The sequence below is a fragment of the Calothrix sp. NIES-2100 genome (assembly GCF_963875285.1).
In the GTDB taxonomy this organism is placed as follows: Bacteria; Cyanobacteriota; Cyanobacteriia; order Cyanobacteriales; family Nostocaceae; genus Aulosira.
In genome coordinates this window covers 4,835,091-4,857,119 of the sequence record NZ_CAWNLA010000001.1, presented here as the reverse complement: position 1 = coordinate 4,857,119, position 22,029 = coordinate 4,835,091, and the positions used below count along the sequence as shown (strand labels likewise).

At 39.7% G+C, this 22,029-nt stretch carries 20 protein-coding genes; 8 read left to right on the top strand and 12 right to left on the bottom strand.

What is annotated here, in order from left to right; genetic code table 11:
* Nucleotides 1-8 precede the first annotated feature (8 nt).
* Nucleotides 9-2,651, top strand: coding sequence for a chloride channel protein (locus AACU32_RS20010; RefSeq protein WP_096602613.1), 2,643 nt, complete (start codon nucleotides 9-11; stop codon nucleotides 2,649-2,651).
* A 238-nt stretch (nucleotides 2,652-2,889) separates the two neighbouring features.
* On the opposite strand, the gene AACU32_RS20005 is transcribed toward AACU32_RS20010, so the two are convergent.
* The 10 genes from AACU32_RS20005 to AACU32_RS19960 all read right to left on the bottom strand — a co-directional run bounded on the left by AACU32_RS20005 (nucleotide 2,890) and on the right by AACU32_RS19960 (nucleotide 14,788).
* Nucleotides 2,890-3,768, bottom strand: a complete 879-nt coding sequence (locus AACU32_RS20005) for an STM4011 family radical SAM protein (protein WP_096602612.1) — start codon at nucleotides 3,766-3,768, stop codon at nucleotides 2,890-2,892.
* Between the two features lie 28 nt (nucleotides 3,769-3,796).
* Entirely contained in the window at nucleotides 3,797-5,155 is a 1,359-nt protein-coding gene (locus AACU32_RS20000; RefSeq protein WP_339378111.1) for an STM4012 family radical SAM protein, read from the bottom strand.
* Nucleotides 5,156-5,170: 15 nt separating this feature from the next.
* Nucleotides 5,171-5,962 carry an STM4013/SEN3800 family hydrolase gene (locus AACU32_RS19995; protein ID WP_339378110.1) on the bottom strand — a complete coding sequence of 264 codons (792 nt, stop codon included), beginning with the start codon at nucleotides 5,960-5,962 and terminating at the stop codon, nucleotides 5,171-5,173.
* Nucleotides 5,963-6,124: 162 nt separating this feature from the next.
* Nucleotides 6,125-7,312: an STM4014 family protein gene (locus tag AACU32_RS19990; protein ID WP_096602606.1), complete on the bottom strand. Its 1,188-nt coding sequence runs from the start codon at nucleotides 7,310-7,312 to the stop codon at nucleotides 6,125-6,127.
* Between the two features lie 22 nt (nucleotides 7,313-7,334).
* Nucleotides 7,335-8,588: a HEAT repeat domain-containing protein gene (locus AACU32_RS19985; protein ID WP_096602604.1), complete on the bottom strand. Its 1,254-nt coding sequence runs from the start codon at nucleotides 8,586-8,588 to the stop codon at nucleotides 7,335-7,337.
* Between the two features lie 32 nt (nucleotides 8,589-8,620).
* Entirely contained in the window at nucleotides 8,621-9,838 is a 1,218-nt protein-coding gene (locus AACU32_RS19980) for a hypothetical protein (RefSeq protein ID WP_096602602.1), read from the bottom strand.
* A 50-nt stretch (nucleotides 9,839-9,888) separates the two neighbouring features.
* The gene (locus AACU32_RS19975) at nucleotides 9,889-10,845 is read right to left on the bottom strand and encodes a hypothetical protein (RefSeq protein ID WP_096602600.1); all 957 of its coding nucleotides are present in this window, start codon (nucleotides 10,843-10,845) and stop codon (nucleotides 9,889-9,891) included.
* A complete protein-coding gene (locus AACU32_RS19970; RefSeq protein WP_096602598.1) occupies nucleotides 10,845-12,074 on the bottom strand; it encodes a WD40 repeat domain-containing protein in 1,230 nt (409 codons plus the stop codon). Before AACU32_RS19970 ends, AACU32_RS19975 begins: the two co-directional genes overlap by 1 nt.
* A 117-nt stretch (nucleotides 12,075-12,191) precedes the next feature.
* Nucleotides 12,192-13,430, bottom strand: a complete 1,239-nt coding sequence (locus AACU32_RS19965) for a hypothetical protein (RefSeq protein WP_096602596.1) — start codon at nucleotides 13,428-13,430, stop codon at nucleotides 12,192-12,194.
* An 89-nt stretch (nucleotides 13,431-13,519) separates the two neighbouring features.
* Complete coding sequence (locus tag AACU32_RS19960) at nucleotides 13,520-14,788, bottom strand: STM4015 family protein (protein WP_096602594.1); 1,269 nt, start codon at nucleotides 14,786-14,788, stop codon at nucleotides 13,520-13,522.
* 338 nt (nucleotides 14,789-15,126) lie between these two features.
* Here AACU32_RS19960 and AACU32_RS19955 point away from each other — a divergent pair, with 338 nt between their 5' ends.
* From AACU32_RS19955 to AACU32_RS19925, 7 genes are all read left to right on the top strand, one after another.
* Entirely contained in the window at nucleotides 15,127-15,339 is a 213-nt protein-coding gene (locus tag AACU32_RS19955; protein WP_096602592.1) for a DUF2997 domain-containing protein, read from the top strand.
* Nucleotides 15,340-15,350: 11 nt separating this feature from the next.
* Entirely contained in the window at nucleotides 15,351-15,986 is a 636-nt protein-coding gene (locus tag AACU32_RS19950) for a hypothetical protein (RefSeq protein WP_339378109.1), read from the top strand.
* Nucleotides 15,987-16,109: 123 nt separating this feature from the next.
* Entirely contained in the window at nucleotides 16,110-17,669 is a 1,560-nt protein-coding gene (locus AACU32_RS19945) for an Hsp70 family protein (protein ID WP_096602590.1), read from the top strand.
* A 307-nt stretch (nucleotides 17,670-17,976) separates the two neighbouring features.
* On the top strand, nucleotides 17,977-18,159 hold the full coding sequence (locus AACU32_RS40770; protein WP_445223230.1) for a WD40 repeat domain-containing protein: 183 nt from the start codon (nucleotides 17,977-17,979) through the stop codon (nucleotides 18,157-18,159).
* A 152-nt stretch (nucleotides 18,160-18,311) separates the two neighbouring features.
* Nucleotides 18,312-18,884 carry a hypothetical protein gene (locus AACU32_RS19935; RefSeq protein WP_339378108.1) on the top strand — a complete coding sequence of 191 codons (573 nt, stop codon included), beginning with the start codon at nucleotides 18,312-18,314 and terminating at the stop codon, nucleotides 18,882-18,884.
* Between the two features lie 8 nt (nucleotides 18,885-18,892).
* A complete protein-coding gene (locus tag AACU32_RS19930; protein WP_096602584.1) occupies nucleotides 18,893-19,681 on the top strand; it encodes a GUN4 domain-containing protein in 789 nt (262 codons plus the stop codon).
* Nucleotides 19,682-19,718: 37 nt separating this feature from the next.
* Complete coding sequence (locus tag AACU32_RS19925; RefSeq protein WP_096602582.1) at nucleotides 19,719-21,011, top strand: WD40 repeat domain-containing protein; 1,293 nt, start codon at nucleotides 19,719-19,721, stop codon at nucleotides 21,009-21,011.
* Between the two features lie 175 nt (nucleotides 21,012-21,186).
* Here the strand turns inward: AACU32_RS19925 and AACU32_RS19920 are convergent, their stop codons facing one another.
* Nucleotides 21,187-21,594: a DUF1257 domain-containing protein gene (locus tag AACU32_RS19920; RefSeq protein ID WP_096602580.1), complete on the bottom strand. Its 408-nt coding sequence runs from the start codon at nucleotides 21,592-21,594 to the stop codon at nucleotides 21,187-21,189.
* A gap of 60 nt (nucleotides 21,595-21,654) precedes the next feature.
* Nucleotides 21,655-22,029, bottom strand: a complete 375-nt coding sequence (locus AACU32_RS19915; protein WP_096602578.1) for a DUF1257 domain-containing protein — start codon at nucleotides 22,027-22,029, stop codon at nucleotides 21,655-21,657.

The following is a 22,029-nucleotide window of genomic DNA, read 5'->3' as shown; positions in this document are numbered from 1 at the left end:
ATATTTATATGTCGCTTCCTGTTCTGACTCAGCGCTTTCGCAGACTGTGGCAGCCAAGAAGAGGTTTAGCGATCGCAGAAGCTTCTGTTATCGGTCTTGTTGCTGCCTTATCGGCGGTATTTCTCAAAGTGGGGTCGGGATGGCTGGGTACATGGCGAGTCCATAGTACCCATATTTTACCAGCATGGCTGGTTTTACCCTTGGTAGGCTTGGGTTTTGGGTTTCTCTCAGGCTGCTTGGTACAGCGTTTAGCACCGGAAGCGTCGGGTAGCGGTATTCCTCAAGTTAAAGCCACCCTGGCAAATGTGCCGATGGCGCTGTCTTGGCGTGTGGCTGGTGTGAAGTTAATCAGTGCCATTATTGCTTTGGGTTCGGGTATGACTCTCGGACGACAAGGCCCTACTGTTCACGTTGGGGCTGGTTTGGCAGCTGGGATGAGTCGTTGGGTTCCTACTTCCCCCGACCACCGACGACAGATGATTGCTGCGGGTGCGGGTGCAGGTTTGGCAGCTGCTTTTAATGCGCCGATCGCAGGCGTATTGTTTATTGTGGAAGAGTTACTCCAAGATTTATCGGGAATAACTCTCGGAACTGCGATTATTGCCTCGTTTATTGGTGGGGTGATATCTCGGTTGTTGGGTGGCCGTAGTCTTGACCTGAATTTGCCTCCGACTGAATCTCTTAGCCAATTTTCGATCCCAGAAATTCCCTTTTTCTTACTTTTGGGTATCTTGGCGGGGTTGTTGGCGGCATTATTTACTCAAGGTCTAATTTTTAGTATCAAAATTTATCGGAGATTACATGTCAGTTTACCGCTAAGAGTAGCCTTAGCTGGGTTTATATCTGGTTGTGTTGTGGCAACCCTGCCTGCTTCTTTCCGTGATAATACAGGATTACGAGAATATTTAATTACCGGAGATGCGAATGCTGTATTAGCTGCGATCGCATTTGTCGCCCAGTTCCTTCTTACCTTGATAGCATTTGGTTCTGGCGCACCTGGAGGTTTATTTGCTCCCAGCCTGATTTTGGGTTCCTGTTTAGGTCATATTGTCGGTGTGTTTGAGTCCCAACTTTTGGGAGGAGGTTCCTACACTACCTACGCCTTAGCCGGAATGGGGGGATTTTTTAGCGCCGTTTCTAAAGTCCCAATCACGGCGATTGTGATTGTGTTTGAAATGACTACAGATTTTAACTTGGTACTACCTTTGATGATCGTATCTGTAACCTCTTACTTAGTTGCAGAGAAAGTTGTACCAGGTTCCCTGTATGAAAAACTTTTAAAATTAAACGGCATTACATTGGCTCACAATGTTCCTGTAGAAGGCATAATGACAACGTTAACAGCCCAAGAGGTGATGCAACAACGAGTAGAAACTCTTGATGTTGAGATGACTATTGATGAAGCCATCCAAGCATTCTCTCGTTCCCATCATCGGGGTTTTCCCGTAGTCGAGGAAGGAAAATTAGTCGGAATTATTACGCAAACCGACTTACTCAAAATCAGGGAACGCAACTTACCCAATGAGACTGCGATTAGAGAAGTGATGACCTCCAAACCAATTACGGTCACACCAACACACAATTTGCGGAATGTGCTTTATTTCCTCGATCGCTATCAAATTAGTCGTTTACCAGTAGTGGAAGGACGAAAACTCATTGGGATTATTACCCGTGCAGATATTATCCGCGCTGAAGCAGATCATCTTAATTGTGAGAACGCCACTACCGGGCCGCAACCAGAACCATCTTATGTAGTTTACCAAACGCGAGCGCCAAACATCGGTAGAGGCAGATTATTAGTCACAGTTGCGAATCCGGAGACAGCAGGGACATTATTACAAATGGCCGCAGCCATTGCCCGCGATCGCCATTATGAAATAGAGTGTGTACAAATTATTTTAGTATCGCGCCATAGTTCCCCCACCGAAACCCAAGTCAGGACAGCAAAAAGTCGCCGCTTACTCAGACAGGCGGAAGTATTAGCCAAAAAGTGGAAAATTCCCCTCCATACACAGATTCGTGTCGCCCACGATGTCGCCCAAGCAATTTTAGAAACAATCAACGAACGTCACATCGACTTAATCTTGATGGGTTGGAAAGGTAACACATCTACCCCTGGACGGATTTTTGGCACAGTTGTCGATACCATCATTCGCCAAGCCACCTGCGATGTCGTCTTAGTAAAATTGGGTAATAGTCAACAGTCAACAATCAACAGTCAACAGTCAACAATCAACAGTCAGTACACTTTCAATCGCTGGTTAGTACCAATGGCTGGTGGGCCGAACGCAAGGATGGCGATTAAATTACTCCCCGCCTTAGTGACATTAGGAAACGATCCGCAAATTCGCCTCACACGGGTATTTAAACCCTCGGAATTAGCACCAGACATGACAGTTTTAGAACAAGCCATTCGCCACCTAATTCGCCGTCGCAAATTATCTAGTACTGTAGTTGCTTACCCAGTCAAAGCCGATTCCGTTTCCCAAGGTGTAATTAACCTAGTGAAAACCGAAGGTTACGATGTAGTAGTTTTAGGTGCTTCGCGGGAAGGATTATTACAGCAAGCGATTCAAGGTAACATACCAGAAGCGATCGCCTCTGGTGTGGAAAGTACAGTAATTTTAGTCAGAGGTGCGATCGAGACCTAGTTCGCCAAGATCCCCGACTTCTTAAAGAAGTCGGGGATCTAAAGCCCAGTCATTTTCACACAATAATTAGGACAAACCTCACCCACCCAACCTCCCTCTCCTGCGAGGAGAGGGAGGAGTCAGAAAAATTACAATTTTTGCACCCCTCTCCCCAGGGGAGAGGGGCTGGGGGTGAGGGTAAAACGTTCTCAGCAAGCGGGTTTAACGTTAAGTTGACACCAATAGACTGGCGATGAGGTCAATTAGCACTCGTCGAATTCACGTTAACCCAATTATCAGGAATTCTTTCTAAAATTCCTGAACCAAATACTTTATGCAATTCTAAATAATCAAGATGAATATAACCGATATGACAATGACAAGTTTGATTAGTACAAGGTTTGTCAGACAAAACTGCTTCCCAGTCAGCATGATAAATATTCCCGATGGGTTCCTTAATAAAATGACAGCGGCGCATTGTCCCGTCACCATCAACAGAAAACACTGATTTTCCCGCCCGACAGTCACGCCCAAAGCTAGGATAATGATGAGTATTTAATTCATATAACGGGTCGATAGATTGGAAGAATTCTCGGTCTGCTGATGATAAATTATTCAATTCAGCTTTGACAGCATTAATCCATAAATAAACGTGGTATGGTAACTCATGACGTAAAGCAGCTATTTCTGCTTTAAATTTGGGGAAACCCACAACTCCCACGCTAAATTTAACATTTTTGTTGTCGAGAGCGAGACATTTTTGTAAAAAGCGATCGCATGACACCCATTCAGAATGAAAAGTAGCCCAAAGTGCCAATTTATCTTTATTACATTCCTCTACCCAATCTAGCTGACAAGAGAGATTAGTTTGAATTGCGGCTTTATTAACATTAGGTAGATGGGTTAATTTTACCAGCGCTTCCTGATACCAAGAATGGATTAAAGCTTCTCCCCAAGGAGTAAACAGAATAGAAAATTGATGTTGGGGATGTTGGGAAATCCAATCTACAAACCGTTTTAAAGATTGTTTATCGATAGATAATTCTGCGGCTGTTTGTTGGCGTTTAGCAAAAGGGCAATATTCACAGCCGTAATTGCAACTAATTAAAGAACCACGATAAAGGATGGTGAGGTGCATAATTAATTATTTGAGTTTTAATTATATATCATTTCAATTCATAACCATGCATTAATTTTTGAACTTTATCAGAAAATAACCACGCGCCAATAGTATCAGAACGTTCAATGCCAAATTCAGTTAACTGCAAAATCTCCTCATCTTTTATCGCTAAATTTAACGTCAGCAATTCTGATAATTCTGGGAAATCAGCGTACACATCACTACCAAATCGCTGACGATAACCAACCAAATTTAATCCTTCATGAGAAAGTAAAGATAACAGAATATACCGCCGACGTTGTTCTTCTGCATCTAATTGAAAACCATAATGCGCGTATTCAAATAACTCATCCGGTGTTTGAATATATGCTTGCAAAATATCGCGGATTCCCTTTGCACCCACAGCATACTCATTAGAATAGTGCAAAGTATTCGTGTAGGAACGTGCGCCACAACCTAAACCAACCATCCCGTCAGCTTGACAGCAGTAGACGGGAGAGGGGGGAGATGAGGGAGAAAGATTAACTCGTTGAAACATCCGCATGGAAACCTGGGTATATCCTTGAGATAATAAAAGCGATCGCCCTTGGCGGTAACAAGCTAAACGAATATCGTCCCATTCTTGGTCTGTGCGTCCTAAACCTGTTAACGGTCGCACATATAATGGATATAGATAAATTTCCTCTGGTTGAAACCGCAAAGCAGCGTGTATTGATTGCAACCAAGTATCGACAGTTTGTCCGGGTAAACCGTAAATCAGGTCAATATTCAAAGTCGGAAATCCAGCGGCTTTTATCCTTGTCAAGGCTGCTTCTACCTGAGTAGTAGATTGACGGCGCTGGGTGGCTAAGACTTCCGAGTCGATGAAACTTTGGACACCAATACTAACACGATCAACAAAGTGCGATCGCAACAGTTTTAACTTCTCCTCAGTCGCGGTTTCTGGTGAAACTTCCACAGAAATCTGAATTTCCTGCAACTTTGCACCCATCGTATTTTCCGCAATATCGAAAATAGTTTCCAAATGCTGAATGGGTAATTGCGTCGGAGTTCCCCCACCAATAGCAAACCTAGCAAAAGACGCATTACCTAACACAGCTTTCATCCGTTGCGCCTGTCGCTGTACCGTGCCGACATATTGACTGATAAAATCTTCATTGTGGCTGACTGTCGTAAACAAATTACAGAAACCACAACGCATTTCACAAAACGGAATGTGGATGTAAAGAAACAGCGCTTGTCTATCTTGCTGCGTCCAAAGTTGAGGAAGATATATTGGCGGAGTGAAAGGACGGTAAGCTGTTTTGTGGGGATAAGAATAAACGTATGCTTGATAGGGAGACTGAGAAATTTTGGATTTAAGATTTGGGATTTTGGATTGGGTATTTTGGGTTTTAATCATCATAAATTTTCCAAGTTTTCATAAAATAAACTCTGCATAGGGAACCGTCCAAACCATAGGATGGCTAAGTCGATGTCCAGTGTAACCATCTTCACCATAAGTTGTCCCGTGATCGGAACACAGAATGCAAAAAGTAGAATTTCTTTTTCGTAAAGTATCCCAGAGATTAGCTAATTGACTATCAACATATTCCAAAGCAGCAGCGTGAGATTCAATAGTATCGATTTTATCTTTTGCATGGGGAAGGTAAAAATAATTTGGTTGATGCAAAGCCGAAATATTGATAAATAAAAATATTCGTTGATTATGTGGCGTTTTCTCTAAAATCTCCCGCGCCAGATTTACCTGATTTTCTGTAGATTTGGGGTGAGTAACACCTAACTCAGGACTCCAGTAACTTTCAGCAAACATCCCAGGAATTACATTACCTAAAGGATTGCGTTTGTTAAAAAAACCAACGCCCCCAATACAAACTGTATGATATCCCTTAGCAGCTAATCCACTAACAATATTTGCGCTATATAACACACAAGTTTCATCAGTTGTGGTGGTACTTCCTTCAAATCCTAAAGCAAAAATCCGGGGATGAATTCCTGGTGTTATGGGTGTGGGTAAAAAACCCGCAAAAAACGCATGATGCGCCGCGTAAGTGAAATTTCCCGGTGAATGGCGTTCTTCCCAACCTGTGTTTGGTAGAACTTTTTCTAAATTAGGAGTGCGTCCTTGTGCGAGTAAATTTTTAGCTACATCATAACGCAATGTATCTATAGTGATAAATAAAATATCATGCTTTCCAACAATTTGATTCATATTTAACATAGCCATAAAAAATTATGTTTTATAAACATATGCACCCGTAGGGGCGGGGTCTCCCCGCCCTTTGCGACAATCCATATATCACGATCATTAATTGAATCGGTATTTAGATCCCCAACTTCTTTGAGAAGTCGGGGATCTGGACAACGCAAATTCTTACAAATCATATATTCTCTGCGCCTCTGCGGTTATTTTCAAAATTGCCTTAACTTCACTCGTATAAGTATCCATCCCATTCCACAAAATACCCGGTAATAAATCACCAAAAGCATTAATCTCTAAAATCGCATGAGTTTTCCAATCTGGTAAAATCAGTAAATCAACTCCGCAATATAAACTATGAGGAAATAAGCTGGCTGCTTGTTCACAAGTTCGCTTCATCATCTCCCAATTTTCTGCACCAACTTTTGCTAAAAATTCCTCAGTATCTCCCCGTTCATTCCCCAAATGTAAATTTGTCATCGGACTTTTACCAAGGCGAACAACTATATGTTGTGCTTCACCATTGATAACCACCACGCGCACATCAAAACCGCATCCTTGTAAATGTGCTTTGGGTAGCCATTCTTCAACTTGTACGCCTTCTGCTGTTAAAATGTTGATGATATCGGCGATTTCTTCGCGGTGGGTGTAGTGTCTAATTTTCCGGGAATTGTAAAGCAGAGTTTCCCCATTTTCCCGCACTCGTTCAACGGTGGTAATAGCTGATTCAAAACGCGAATTGGCGCGGTAAGCAACAACTCCAGAAGCAGCGGAACCGTGAGAGAGTTTGACAAATACTCGTTCTATTCCCTGGGTTTGCATTTGTTCGCGTAAATGCTCGTAATTGTGAATTTTACCTAGAGAACGAGGTACGGGAATATTGTAATTGCTGAATCTTGCGTGACAAGCTGGTTTGTCAAACATCACAGCAATATCTTGGGGATGGTTCATGAAGTACCCCACCCCCAACCCCTCCCCGCAAGCGAGGAGGGGGGTAAAGAAGGTTTCCCATGTTTGTAAGAGATAGCGCCAGCCTAAATACCACTGTCGCGGGTAGAGGATGCGTCCTTTGTCGAATTCTAATTTCATAGCTTCGCCGGGACTGATGCGTTGATGTTGTCCGTTATCTGATACATTGAAACCTGCGGCGATGATTGCGCGATCAATATCAAAGTTTTTCTCAGGAGAATCGAAGCGGATAATAGTGTTGGGTGCATTGAATTGTTCGAGAGTTTGTTTACAGGAAATTAAATCTGCGTAATCTACTACCGTGGCTGGTGGTAAGTTGAAATAAGTTAGTGCTTGTTGGAAGAAACCGACACGGCGATTTTCAGGGTTGGCGATGAGGATAAAGTTCAGCATTGTTTTTTCTCTTATCTCCCCTTTATTCAGATAAAGTGTAGTAGCGATACTCTGCACTGTCAGCTTGTGGTTCTGCAACTACCCTGCATTTTAAATTGGATAATTTTTCAATCATTGTGGTAGATAAAAGATTCATTGATACATTAAGGGTATGCAGCTGATTTATTTTCGGACAGTTCAATAAAACTTCTGCTCCTATATCACTTAAAGTCCCCATCGAAATATCAAGAACTGCGAGGTTTTCTAGTAGCGGAGATTGTACTATTGTTTCCGCGATCGCGTTAGAATAGCTAGTACTACGTAAGCCTAAATATTTAAGTTTAGGAAAAGCCTTACCAGAAATAATTGGTGTTAAATTACTAAGAGACGAATATGCGATGTTACTACGGAAATCCTCTTCATTCTCATATTGAGAGTAAAGTCGTGGATAATAATTTTCATCATTACCTAACCATAATTCTAAATATTCAAGATTTGGCAAGTCAAGCTGGCAAATTTGATCGATAATTTTACTACATAGCATGTAACCAGTTTCAAGAATTAGAGATTTGAGATTTTCATGTCGTAATGGTTTAAAAGCTAAACCAGAATCAGAATCATATGCAAATCCACGAACTTGTAATACTTCTAATTGAGGATAAGCATTTAATAGAGGACTCATGTCACTTAATCTTGCATCAGAAGTCTTGTATTCATAATCATGCATATCTCCAATGTACAAGGCTTTCAGATTTTTCAATTCTTCTTTAGCATTGACCAATGCATTAATAACAATATCTCCAGAAGTATGTCTTCCATACTTGCATTGTAAAGCTTCAATATAACCAGTATGAGGCTTTTTAAGAATAAGCTCATTTAGTGCATTTCCACTGTACGGAATTGTTATGATATACGCATTACTAACTTGTTCAACAGTATTCGTCTGATGATTGATTTCTTGGCTATCCCAATCTTCTAATTTAGTAAAAAACAAATTATAGTCATAATGTAGCAATGCTTCTTTCGCTTTCAAATCTCCAGTTGACTTCAATATTTTCACAGCATTTCGCTGAACATAAAGCGAAGAATCTTGCAAAGCCTCAATCACTAAATCTAAACCCACATCCCCATAATTCAACGCCTCAGAAAGCGCCGCAACCCGCGCCTCAACCACCGAACTTTGCAACCGATTTTTAACTCCTTCAATTCCTCCTAAAACCACACCACTAACAGGAGGTGGCGCTTCTCCACCAAGTACTGCGTCAAATTCTCTGGGTTGATTGTCATTGTTGTTCATTTTGGCTAATCCTAATTTATAGGTAAAAACTTTTATTCGTGTAACGAAGAATAGCGAGAAGGGCTATATCCTTCATATATCTTTTCTTGAGAATGAGCAATCAATAAACAATCAATCAGGGATGATTGTTTAATCTCCTGAATAAATTCTTCTGATACATAATTGTTAGCGATATTGAGAGTATGTAAATTAATAATTGCTTGAGATTCAATCAAAGCGTTCAAACCTGTGTCTGTCAAGTTTCCCATTGATAGATCTAGTACTTCCAGGGTTGCGAGAAGGGGAGATTCAGCCATGAAAGAAGATTGTGCGATCGCATCGGCTATTGCATCAGCATAATCACTATGTAAACCTAAATAGCTTAAATTCGGAAATGATTCACTAAAAAGAATTGGTTTGAGGCTGTCAATAGTATGATCGGAACTATGTTCATAAATTCTACCCATCCATAATTGAAAATACTCTAAAGCTGGTAAATCGAGTGAGCAAAGGCGATAAATTGCTACATCACTAATATTTGTTCCATTAATAATTAAACTTTTCAAATTATTATGTTGTAGTTTTTCACATTCCAATTCGTTACAACCACCATGAAGATACAGTACTTCTAAGTTAGGATAAGCTTTCAATATTAAACTTATGTCTCCTAAACCTATATAAGATTTTTGATAATATTCCCAAGAATCCCCTATATATAAAGCTTTAAGATTAGTCAATTGATGACGTTCTTCAAAAAGAGTATCAACGTAACTATAAAAATCTTGACTGGCTTTGTAATAAGAGTCGTATCCAGATAAATAACAAATTAAAGCTTCAATTTGATTAACTTGTGGGTCTTGCAATAATAACTTTAATTGCTCTAGATTTACTATATAGGCTGTCTCAGATGAACTAGCGATACCAGTATGAGGATTAAACTTTTCAGCTTTCCAATCATTTAAAGTTGTATAAAATAACCCTAGCTGACATCCTAAAAGCGCTTGCTTTCCTTTTCCTTCTGTTTCTTGCAATAGTTCAACTGCAATTTTATGAATTTTATGTGAGGAGTCTTGCAATGCATCAATCAGCAAATCTAAACCCGTATTTCCATAATTTAATGCATCAGCAAGTGCAGCAACCTGTAAATCAAAAACTCCACTCTTAAAACGACTCTTGACTCCTGCAATCCCTCCTAGCACCGCACGATTATCAGGTGCATTTCCCCCAACTACTGCGTCAAATTCCCTTGGTTGTTTTGGATTGTTGTTCATGTTGACTAGTGCTAATTTATAATAATCAAAAATTAAATCAGATTCCTATATTACTCATGCAAAGCCGAGTATCGTGATGCACCACATCCTCTGTCCACCTCACTTTCTTGTTCATATGCAATCACCTGACAATTAAGTTTTAACAATCGTTGAACCATACTTTCTGATACGCAGTTATTAGAAATATCGAAGGTATGAAGCTGATTGATTGCTGGACATTTTAACAAAGCTCGTGCGCCGCGATCGCTTAAATTACCTTTTGATAAGTCAAGTTCTAAGAGGCGTTCAATAATTGGTGACTGCACTATATTCTCTGCAAGTAAATCAGCAAATTCACTGCTACGAAGTCCTAAATAAGCCAAGTTTGGGAATGATTCACCAAAAAAAATTGGTGTTAACCGATCCATCACAAATTTTGAATGACGTAGCTGTCTACCAAACCAAAGTTCTAAACATTCTAGATTTGGTAATTGTAAAGCACAAATTTGAGCAAAGTTTTTCTCATCGATATCTGCTGTTTCTATGATTAGTGTTTTGAGATTTTCATGCTTGAAAGATTCGCACTCTAAAAGATATTCATGAAATTGACCGCGTACTTTCAGCAATTGTAAATTGGGAAATGCTTCTAAAATTGGACGAATATCAAAAACTGCCAGTTTAGATTTGCGATATTCATGTTGCTCTCCATCTCCTATAAATAATGCTTGAAGATTGGGTAATTCTTCGCAAGCATCACACAGGGCTTCTAAAACCATCCCAAAGCAGACATTCTCGTTACAATAATTTTCATATCCTATTTGACAAATCAAAGCTTGAATTTGATTAACTTGAGGGTCTTGCAAGAGACCATGAAAAGGCTCTAAATTTATGCTCTTACTGCGATTTTTAGGTAAAAATCGAATTGCATAAGCATGATTTTCAGGGTTGATAATACCAACTTGAGGATTAAATTGCTGGAATTTCCAGTTTTCCAGTTTGATAAAAAATTGATTAATATTTTCTGACATTAAAACCTCCACACTTTGACTACGCCATCTGCACCACCACTGACCAATGTTTGTCCATCAGAACTCAGCGCCAATGAACGAATAGCTTCTGTATGACCTCTAAAGGTGAGGATTTTCTTCCCGGAAGCTAAATCCCAGACTTTAATATTATGGTCGCCAGTAGTCAAAAAAGTTTGACCATTTGGACTAAATACAATAGAACGAACCCAATCACCATGACCATAAAAAGAAAATAGTTGTTCTCCAGTTTGCATATTCCAAATTTTGATTCTTTGGTCACTACCACTCACTAAATAACGTCCATTAGGACTAATTGCTAGAGAACGAATTGACTGTGAATGTCCTTGAAGACTCCATATTTCTCGTTGAGAATTCAAGTTCCAAATTCTAATAGTTCTATCTTCTCCACCACTGATTAACAGCTTGCCATCAGGAGATAGACAAAGAGCATAAATTGAGCGATAATGCCCTTCTAAAGTAGCAATTTCTTCACCCCAATTCCATCGCCAAATTTTGATATATCCACTTCCATCTGCACTAAAATAAGTTTCTCCATCAGGATGTATAGCCAGCGCATAAATTATAGTTGAATGTTTGTTTAATTTGGCAAGATGTCTACTTGTATTTACATACCAAAGCATTATGTTTTGATCTGCACCAGCGCTAATCATCCTTTGTCCATCAGGACTAATAGCCACCCAATTAATATCAGCCGTATGATGAAACCTGAGATCAGATTTTTGTTCTCCTGTATCTAAATTCCAGACTTTTGGCTCAATGATACTGTTGTAGCTGTTATCCCCTCCACCACATACCACAATTTTGTTATCTGGGCTAATAGCTACAGAATGAACTTGTTTGTAACCTGCTTTTAATGTATGAATGCACTGAAAAAATTCATAAGGATTAAAATTTTGCAGTGCTTGTTTTACAGATGGTTCAGGACGCGATAGCGAAGCGCTGCCGCCTACGGCAGATCGCAAAATATTATAAGCTGATAATCTCACCTGTCCTGACTGATTCTCTAGGGCTTGAATCACTATCTCTAAACCAGCATCCCCATAATTCAACGCCTCAGAAAGCGCCCCAACCTGCGCCTTAACCACCCCACTTTGCAATCGACTTCTTACCCCCTCAATTCCGCCTAAAACCACACCGCTAACCGGAGGAGGTAGTTCTCCACCAAGCACCGCATCATATTCTCTGGGTAGATTTGGATTGTTGTTCATCTTGGGTTGTCCTGAATTTTAGACACGATATCTGCGAAGCATCACGCCTATGTATATTGTCTCTATTGTTATATTCGCTACTTAGATAGATTGACAAATGCTGATTTTGTCCTTAGTTTATTCCCAGACTGAGTAATAGCGATCGCTAAACTGAGAATCTGTAATTACTCGACATTTCAAGCTTGAAAGTTGCTCAATTGTATTGTTATGTAAACGATTTGCAGAAACATCGAGAGTATGGAGGCGGTTAACCGCTGGAGAATTTAACAAAGTCATAGCACCCCCACTACTTATATTTCCATCTGTTAACTCAAGTATCTTCAAATTTTTCATAATCGGCGAATTAACAATAGCCTTAGCAACCTCACTCATATTCCCACATTGTCTTATTGCTAAGTACGCTAAGTTAGGGAAGGACTCACCTGAAAGTACAGGGGCTAAACTATCAATATTAATATTGCTTAAATGGCTTCTATCTAGCCATAATTCAAAGTACTCTAGAGATGGTAAATCTAATTGACAAATTTTTACAAGATTATCATCAGATATACCATCAGCATCAACAATCAGAGTTCTTAGACTTTCATGTTTTAACGGCTTGATAGGAATATTAGAATTATTTTGATTATTCCGAACTTGTACTATCTTTAATTCAGGTTTTAGAATATCTTCCTCAACCATTCGTCCGCGTATGTGAAGTAATTCTAAATTAGGATAGGCTTTTAACAGGGGATGAATGCTACATACATTTATATTTGATTCTTGATATTTAATATTATCTAACTCGCAGCGATCGCCAATCAATAAAGCTTTCATGTTTATCAGTAATTCACGAGCATTAACCAGCGTATCAGTGAAATCTTTAAAAGCGGTTTTAATATCTGGCTCTCTGTAATACATTTCGCATCTAATTGCTTCTATAGACTTAGCTTTAGATTCTTTAAGCAAATGCGATAATGTACCTTTACTTTGCACATAATATGCTATATTTTTTGTGTCATGTATCCTACCTTCATAATAACGAACTCCCCAATTATTAAATGTAGTAAACACTAACCAAGGGTCATAATTAAGTAATGCCTGTTTTCCTTTAATACCTGCTTTGCGTAGTAAATAAACAGCACAATCATGTATTGGCTCTGAAGAGTCATATAACGCTTCAATAATCAAATCTACTCCTGCATCACCATATTTAAGCGCATCCTCAAGTGCTGCAAATATCACTTCATAATCTTCGCTATTTAGACGATTTTTGACTCCCTCAATTCCTCCCAAAACTACAGCATAATTTGGATTTTGTGCTTTACCACCAAGTACTGCGTCAAATTCTCCGGGTTGATTTGAATTGTTATTCATCTGAAATTTCCTGTAAATTTATTTTTTTCTAGTGCAGGATTATAGCCCGCTTTCTGGACATTATGGAGCAAGATGCTCCCACTACAAATTTATTCAGAAACAGAACAATAGCGACTGTGGATGTAGTTATCTCCATCTTCTTTTTTCTGATTATTTGCTAAAACACGCACATTCAAAGCAGATAATTTATCAATCATTTCTTCAGATAAAAAGCTCTCTGAAACATTGAGAATATAAAGATAATTGATAGCCGGACAATTCAGCAATGCTTCAGCGCCCGCATCGCTCAATGTACCCATCGAAAGGTCAAGTACGCTAATAGAATTAATAATTGGAGAATTCACAATATCATTGACTATTTCATCGGTAAATTGGCTATTGCGTAATCCTAAATAATCTAAGTTAGGAAATTTATCCTCAAAAATAATCGGATGTATATCTTCAACCCAACAGTCTCCGCCATAATTTTCATTACCAAACCATAATTCCAAATGTTCTAATGCTGGCAGATCTATATTACAAATTTGGGCAACAGTATTTCGACTTAATCCACCAGTTTCTACAATTAATGCTTTGAGGTGATTGTGTCGCAATGGTGGACTAAATTGTAAACCATCCCCACCACGAACTTGTAAAATTTCGAGTAGGTGATAAGCTTGTAAAATAGGACTAATATCACTTTGTTTAATCCAAGAAATTTCGCATTCATTATAAGTAATATCGCCCATAAAAATGGCTTTGAGATTAAGTAAATATTCTTTGACATGAACTAAAGCTGCGATAATGCGACTTGAATCTCTTTCGTATGCTTCTCCCCAAAAGCCAAATACTAAAGCTTGTAATTTGTCGGCGTTGGGTTCTTGAAGAAGTCTATTAAATTTAGTTGTGAAATCTTCCTCTTCTTCGTCATCATGCTCACATCTGAGGGCGTAAGCATTGTTAACAGGTTCAATAATACCTATATTTGAATCAAAATCTATAACTTCCCGATTGGCAAATTGACTAACATTCATCCCCTGATAACCTGGATACTTATTTAATCTTTCTTCCAAGTTCCAAGGTTTATATGCTTGCAAAGCTTGTATAATTTGCGGTTCCACTCTCTGCTTTAATAGTCGATAAGCAAAACGCCGCACTAATTTTGATTCATCTTGCAACGCTTGTCTGACTACATCCAACCCTGCGTCACCATATTTCAAGGCTTCGCTAAGTGCAGCAATTCGCACTTCAATTACAGGACTTGATAAACAATTTTTAACTCCTTCAATTCCTCCCAAAACTACTCCATACACAGGCGGTGGAGATTGTCCTCCTAAAACTGCGTCATAATCTCTCGGTTGATTTTGCTTGTCTGTCATGGCGCTTTACCTTTTGATTCTTAATTAGAATTCCCAATTCGGAATATACATACATCAAGCTGTATGTATCAGTACATAAATTTTGGTTAAGCGCCAACTTCAACAGTTACCGCAGCGCTTATCCAGTAGTCAAGACTGAAATCCTGACCACACAGCAAAAATGCGAATTGTTTGTGAATTTCATTGACTATAGTACATTTGTTTTAGTATATTAGCAAAAGCTTTTATATGTTTGTTTATGCTGGTTCTAGCTGTTAATTGCTGTTTGCTGGCAAAAGTGATACAACCAAGTAATTGTGTATCGCTGTAAAAACCGGAAAAATATTGTAATTTTACTTATGGCAGAGTATCAAAAAATCGAGTATCGCATTGGTAAAGATGGCAAAATTACGGAAACCGTAATTGGTGCTTCTGGTGCAAGTTGTACGAACACAACATCTGGAATTGAAGATGCTTTAGGAGAGGTAGAAAATCAAGAACTGCTTCCTGAATATTACGAGGGAGAAGAAAATGAGACAGGAACAGAACAACAGTCTCTCAAGCAAAAATAGGAGGGATGTAAATGCTTGCAGACATCCTATCAGATATTGAGGGAATAGGAATGTTTTCTCTAAGAAGCTTTTTGGTAATGGCGATCGCAATTTTTGCGCCACTGTTGATGATTCCAGCAATTAGCGCTGCGAAAACCCGAAAACTCGACAGTAAATTGCAAATTAAACTACTAGAAGATGAAATCCAAGCATTTCAGGAAAAATGCTTGGAATTAGAGCAAAAAGTATACCAGCTTATTTCCGCAAAAGAAGCACTGCACCAGGAAGGTGTGCGATTGCATGAAGAATTGCAACAGCAGCAAGTTCAACTGACAGAGGAATTTCGCGTTTCCACATTTGAACAATTGCAGACATTGCTGACAAACTATCCCAGCATTCACCAAATGGTGAGTGTTAAACCAGAATTACCGGCGAAAAACTTGCTTTCCATGTTTACGCCTCTAGATAACCTCTTAAATAAATGGGGTTACGAACAGATTGGTAAACCTTGGGAACAAGTACCTTACAATCCGCAAATTCATCAACCCGACACTGCTGATATTGCTGAAGATGAGTTAGTTTATATCCGATTTGTCGGTTATCAGCATCAAGGACGGATTCTTTGTCCAGCCAAGGTTAGTCGGACTTTACCCGGAGGGGGGAGGTAGCGGACAAGGGAGACAAGGGGGACAAGGAGGACAAGGAGGACAAGGAGGACAAGGAGAGGTTGGGACGCGGAGAAATTGTATATGACAAATGACCAATGACAAATGACAAATGACTATTGACAAATGACCACAGTAATAATTGATTTTGGTACGAGTAATACTGTTGTTTGTACGACTGATTTGATTACGCAAAAACCACGGACGTTGCGATTTGATTCGATGTCGCGGCGGTTTGAGGTGGGGGCTGAACAAGTTAGTGTAGTACCGAGTTTGGTGTTTGTGGAAGGGCGCGATCGCATTTTGTTTGGTGAGTCTGTACGGGCTAAACGCTTGGGGTTTGTCCAGCCGGAACGCTGTTTTCGCGCTTTTAAACGGGATTTGGCAGCAGATTTTGTGCCGCCTCCGAGGCAGTTGGATGGTAATAGTTATAGTGCAGAGATAGTTTCAGAACTGTTTGTTAAAGAAATTTGGCAACAGATTGAACAGCAATTACAACCAACAAACGTTATCTTTACAGTCCCGGTAGGTGCATTTGAACGATATCTTGACTGGTTCCGCAACTTAGGCGATAAACTCAATATTCCCGCCGTGCAAATTGTCGATGAATCCACAGCCGCAGCCCTTGGTTATGCCGTCAAGCGTCCTGGTACTCTGGTTTTGGTGGTCGATTTTGGCGGCGGAACTTTGGATTTAAGTTTAGTCCGAACTGTGAGTGTTGCATCCGAACAACAAGCAGTACGTGCAGAAGTAATTGCTAAATCTGATGCTTTTATTGGCGGCGTAGATATCGATACTTGGATTGTGGAACATTATTTACATAGAATCGGTTCCTCTCGTAGCGAAGTGGGAGAAATCGGTTTTATGAATTTATTGGAAGTAGCAGAAAGGGTGAAAATTCAACTTTCGACAACCAATGAAGCGAAAGAATCTTGGTTTGATGATGAAAATTTTATGTCCCATGAATTGCATTTACATCGGGACGAGTTAGGCGAGATATTAGAAAATCAACAATTATTAGAACAGTTAAGAGAAACACTAGATGAAGTATTAGCGATCGCACTTTCCAAAGGAATCGGTAAATCTGCTATTGAACAGGTTTTATTAGTCGGCGGTACTTGTCAGATTCCCGCAATTCAACAACTAGTAATTTCCTATTTTGGACGACAAAAAGTAAAGTTAGATAAACCTTTTGAAGCCGTCGCACATGGCGCATTAGCTTTAGGCGAAATGACAGCAGTCGATGATTACCTGCGCCACAGTTACGCAATTCGGCTTTGGGAACCCCACAGTAAAAGTTATTCTTTTTTAACTTTGATTGCCAAAGGAGCAAAATATCCAGGGGCGCGTTCAGAAGCTTTAACTTTGCAAGTAGCCAGCGATGGACAGCGAGAAATTCGCCTCGATATTGGCGAAGTTGCAGAAGTTTCCCAAGCAGAAGTTGCTTATGATGCGCAAGGAAGAATGACGAGTAGCCAATTAGTAAAACAAGATAGCTATCGTTCTTTAGAAACCCATCATCAACAAGTATGTGTTGCCCATCTCGAACCCCCTGGACAAACAGGCATAGACCGAATTCAAGCACAATTTGAAGTCAACGAACAACGGGTATTAGTAGTCACAGTCAAAGATTTACTAACGGGGAAGATGTTAGTAAATAAAAGTGCGATCGCTAAACTCAAATAATCTTTTCTTTGCGGACTCTGCGTCTTCTCTGCGAGACGCTGCGCGAAGGCGGTTTATTTAAAAAACAAGCGTAAAAAAAGTGGAAATACTACTATTAGTAGATTGGTAAAAATCCAATGGCAAAGAAACAGAACAAACCTAAACAATATGATGTTGTTTTAGGAACGCAAAATTCTGCCCCAATTGGCAGCGTAATTTTAGGGGGACTGGAAGGTGTTAAAAGCCGCTTGAAAAGCGTAGATTTCTACGCAGCCTATCAGATTCATCTGGCGCTTACTCCGTTGTCTTCAGCCCTGATGCGCAAACAATTGTTAGTGGTTGCTATGACAAAACTATCAAAGTATGGGATTTAAATACAGGATTTAAAAAAACTCTCAAAGGGCATACATCTTGTGTTTTTTGTGTAGCCATTAGCCCAGATGGTAAGAGGATTGTTAGTTGTAGTCAAGACACGACTGTTAAAGTTTGGGGATTACCCGATCCAGAGTAAAATCAGTTCTAAAAGTAGTAGTTCTTAAATTAAGTGATTACAGCGATCGCACTACATTTATACATTCACTTAAAGTATGCGATTGGGAATACTAAGTAGTAGGCTCAAAAGTAAAAACCTGATGAAAGAAAATACCAATCGCCCCAGAGTTTATGATGCTGTCCTTGGTGGTCAAGAAAAAGCCCCTCCCGGTAGCTGTAGTCTTAGGAGGGCTGGAAGGTGTTAAAAGACGCTTGGCAAATCCGGTAGTTGAACAAAAAATCGCTGCTTTAGAAGAAGCGCTGAAGTATGGCGAAGCTGGTTTGGAATTGCTAATCTGGGCGTTAGAAGATAAATTATGGAAAGTACGCCAAGCAGCTTATGCACTATTAGCTACTCGACAAGAACCTATAGTACAAGAAATACTTCAGGAGTATGGTAATAAAATTGACAGATATGATGCTTTCGTGGCGATGGCGCGTACTGGCGGAGTGTCCGATGTTGATACACTGATGGATAATTTGGAAAGCGATCGCACTAGTGCCACTTGTAAGTTAGTTGACTATACACTGGGTTTAGTCAATACTCATGAAGGTAAAGACCGAATTCGATATTACCTATTCAACGGCACGCAGATACAACGTAATTATGCAGGACTTTACTTTAAACGAAGAGGTGAAAAATCTATTTTAATCGAAGCAGTAAAGCAGGGCTGTATTGATAAATTGCAAGCATTTTCCAAATAAAAACAGCAATGTCAGAAAATTTCAATCAACCGCGAGAATATGATGCAGTACTTGGTGGACAAGTACCGCCGCCAAAAGATGGTGTGGTTTTAGGTGGTATTGCAGGTGTTAAACGGCGGTTGATTAGCGCCACATCTGTAGAACAACAAATTTTCGCTGTTGCAGAAGCCTTAAAGTATGGTGAAGCTGGTACAAAGTTGGTGTTTGAGATTGTCAATCCCGAATCTGAAAAGGTGCAATTAACAGTATCATCACTGCTGGGACAACAAGCATTAGCAAAAGTACAATCCCATCTACACAGCGATCGCCCATTAATCTCTGCGGTTGGTGTAGACTACAGTCATTTGCAGAATTTACTCGCATCTGAAAACTGGCAAGATGCAGACAAAGAAACTGCAACGATTATGCTACAGGTATGCGATCGCGCACAAGCAGGATTTTTAGATCCATCAAACATTGAACAATTCCCCTGTGCAGACTTAAGCACCATTGAAACTCTCTGGCAAAAATATAGCAACGGGCGCTTTGGCTTTGTTGTCCAAACCCATATCTGGCAAAATGTTGGCGGTACATCCAATCCTGATTGGGAAGCTTGGTGTCGCTTTGGTAAAGGTGTGGGATGGTTTTCTCAAGGTGCTTGGCGATATTGGAATGATTTAAAATTCGATTTGAGTGCTAACGTCGGACACTTACCCCGTGGTGGTGCATTTATGGGTTGGGGATTAGGTGACTTTTGGACAGGTTGCAGAACCCTGTCTGCGATCGCCGAGAAATTAGCCAGCTGCAAAATAGCCTAAATTTGGGAACACTGATATTAGCCCCAGGTAAAAAGCGATGCCAGAAAATACCAATCAACCCAGAGAATATGATGCAGTACTTGGTGGACAAAATTCTCCGCCAGTTGATGGTTTAGTTTTAGGCGGATTGGAAGGTGCAAAACAGCGTTTCGCTAGCAGTGATGAAAATGGCCGCATTTTAGGACTTTCCCAACTCATTCACCATAGACAGGAAGGATGGGATTTAGTAATTCAGGCTTTAAAAGATCCATCGCAACGGGTACAACTAGCAGCATATAAATTATTGCGAGATATCCCAGAATTAAAAGTAAAACAAGCAATATTAGAATTTAATCCCTATCGTTTTTTTGAGTGTATTTATACAATTGAACTTAATAGGAATGATGCTGCGATCGCCATTCATCCCGATGGCAAAACCCTAGTGTGTTGCGATACTGGTGGTAGTTCTTATGAAGAACCTCAAAGCGATGGCAGTATTATCGGTGGGACTTATATAGACTTTAAAAAATGGGATTTGAAAACAGGAAAAAAGCTTCGCGCTGTCTATAAAAAGTTTGGTACGAGAATGAATGACCACCCAACACATTTAACTTTCAGTTTCGATGCTCAAACTTTAGCGATAGGTGGTTCTCAGCATGATAGTACTATTAGAACTGAAATTTGGAATCTTAATACTGAGCAATTAACTCATGTTATTAGCGGACAAGCAGTATGGGAGAACAGAAAGCGAAATATTATTACTGCTATTGCTCTGAGTTCTGATGGCAAAATCTTAGCTAGCGGTAATGAAGCTGGTAATATTCTCATCTGGGATTTAGACACAGCACAAAATATTTACATTCTCAAAGGGCATTTAAAATATATAACTTCCGTCGCTGTTCATGCAGATACAAAAATATTAGCAAGTGCTAGTTATTATGAAAATATTAAAGTGTGGGATTTAAGAAATGGAACTGAAATTTACACATTAAAAGGGTATGATGGGAGTGGCTATGATGCTAATATTGTATCGTTATCTATTAGTCCTGATGGAAAAACTTTAATAACTGGCGATGATAATTTGCCAAGATGCGTCAGAATATGGGATTTGAGAAATGGTGAAGAAACTTATAAATCATTTCTTCCTAATGGAAACTTGAGCTTTTTAACTTTCAACGCAGATGGAAAAATCTTTGTTAATTGTGGCGGTGGTATTAAAATCTGGAATTTCCAGACAAAAGAATTACTTGCTGAACTTCCTTATGATGCAACCAGTGTTGCTATTAGCCCAGATGGACAGACTATTGTCAGTTACACTAGGAAATTAATTCAAGTATGGCGGGTTCCATAGAATAAGATATAGATGTGATTCTAAATAAGTGCGATCGCATTTCCTCAATTGGGAACACTGGTATTAGTATCGAGGAAGAAAATGATACCAAATAATCCCAATCAATTTTTAGTTACTCCTCCCTCTCCTTGTAGGAGAGGGAGGCTGGGTGGGTGAGGTTTTTATTCAGTCTAAATTATGCCCACCTTGCTACCACAACCCTAACTGTTCCATCTTCCATGATTTCATCTTCTTCAATCGTAAACCCTTGTTCCTGTGCTGATGCCATCAAAGTGTGATAACCATAGCGCTGCATCAATTTATTTAACCACGGTTGATCGTATTTTCTTCGATCATACTCGGAGATAATCGCTTTAAATTCGCCATTGTCTTGACGCTGAAAGCCGATATCATTACTCATAGAACCAATATATTTTTTGCGAATAATCACTTCCGCACTCTCAGGACGCACATCACCTTGATAACCATATAGGTGCTGGGCTGTTTCGTGATATTCAACATTTTTAAAGCCGATATCTGCCAAAGCTTTTATTAATGCGTCTGTATTCTTAATTTGAGTTTTGATGCTGGTAAAGTGTGACATATTTTGGTAATGAATAACTTAATATCTAGGCTGGGCAAGATGCCCAGCACACACAATTTTTTATACCCAACGCCCTACAACTACTCGGACTGTTCCATCTGCTAATACTTCTTCATCCTCAACATTAAAGCCTTGTTCTTGCACTGTTGCCATCAAGGTTTTATGAGCATATTTTTGACTGATGGAGTTAACAAACTGCTGTTGATTAATTTTCGCTCCCCAAAAGTCTGCAACTATTTCGTAATTTTCACCACTGCGGCGAAAACCCAAGTCATAACCGTTTTTCTGCCGAATTACATACTCAGCTTGAGTTGTATTACCTTGATAGCCGCGTACATTGGTGTTGCACTCAACTTTATAGCCCAATTCTTGCAAAACTTCATGGAGAATTTCACCGCGTTTGATTTGAACTTTGATAGTTGTGAAATGTGACAT

Bases quoted from the DNA above. Each gene is read 5' to 3' on its own strand.
- AACU32_RS20010 (WP_096602613.1), top strand. From the start codon at position 9: ATGTCGCTTCCTGTTCTGACTCAGCGCTTTCGCAGACTGTGGCAGCCA.
- AACU32_RS20005 (WP_096602612.1), bottom strand. From the start codon at position 3,768: ATGCACCTCACCATCCTTTATCGTGGTTCTTTAATTAGTTGCAATTAC.
- AACU32_RS20000 (WP_339378111.1), bottom strand. From the start codon at position 5,155: ATGATGATTAAAACCCAAAATACCCAATCCAAAATCCCAAATCTTAAA.
- AACU32_RS19995 (WP_339378110.1), bottom strand. From the start codon at position 5,962: ATGAATCAAATTGTTGGAAAGCATGATATTTTATTTATCACTATAGAT.
- AACU32_RS19990 (WP_096602606.1), bottom strand. From the start codon at position 7,312: ATGCTGAACTTTATCCTCATCGCCAACCCTGAAAATCGCCGTGTCGGT.
- AACU32_RS19985 (WP_096602604.1), bottom strand. From the start codon at position 8,588: ATGAACAACAATGACAATCAACCCAGAGAATTTGACGCAGTACTTGGT.
- AACU32_RS19980 (WP_096602602.1), bottom strand. From the start codon at position 9,838: ATGAACAACAATCCAAAACAACCAAGGGAATTTGACGCAGTAGTTGGG.
- AACU32_RS19975 (WP_096602600.1), bottom strand. From the start codon at position 10,845: ATGTCAGAAAATATTAATCAATTTTTTATCAAACTGGAAAACTGGAAA.
- AACU32_RS19970 (WP_096602598.1), bottom strand. From the start codon at position 12,074: ATGAACAACAATCCAAATCTACCCAGAGAATATGATGCGGTGCTTGGT.
- AACU32_RS19965 (WP_096602596.1), bottom strand. From the start codon at position 13,430: ATGAATAACAATTCAAATCAACCCGGAGAATTTGACGCAGTACTTGGT.
- AACU32_RS19960 (WP_096602594.1), bottom strand. From the start codon at position 14,788: ATGACAGACAAGCAAAATCAACCGAGAGATTATGACGCAGTTTTAGGA.
- AACU32_RS19955 (WP_096602592.1), top strand. From the start codon at position 15,127: ATGGCAGAGTATCAAAAAATCGAGTATCGCATTGGTAAAGATGGCAAA.
- AACU32_RS19950 (WP_339378109.1), top strand. From the start codon at position 15,351: ATGCTTGCAGACATCCTATCAGATATTGAGGGAATAGGAATGTTTTCT.
- AACU32_RS19945 (WP_096602590.1), top strand. From the start codon at position 16,110: ATGACCACAGTAATAATTGATTTTGGTACGAGTAATACTGTTGTTTGT.
- AACU32_RS19935 (WP_339378108.1), top strand. From the start codon at position 18,312: ATGATGCTGTCCTTGGTGGTCAAGAAAAAGCCCCTCCCGGTAGCTGTA.
- AACU32_RS19930 (WP_096602584.1), top strand. From the start codon at position 18,893: ATGTCAGAAAATTTCAATCAACCGCGAGAATATGATGCAGTACTTGGT.
- AACU32_RS19925 (WP_096602582.1), top strand. From the start codon at position 19,719: ATGCCAGAAAATACCAATCAACCCAGAGAATATGATGCAGTACTTGGT.
- AACU32_RS19920 (WP_096602580.1), bottom strand. From the start codon at position 21,594: ATGTCACACTTTACCAGCATCAAAACTCAAATTAAGAATACAGACGCA.
- AACU32_RS19915 (WP_096602578.1), bottom strand. From the start codon at position 22,029: ATGTCACATTTCACAACTATCAAAGTTCAAATCAAACGCGGTGAAATT.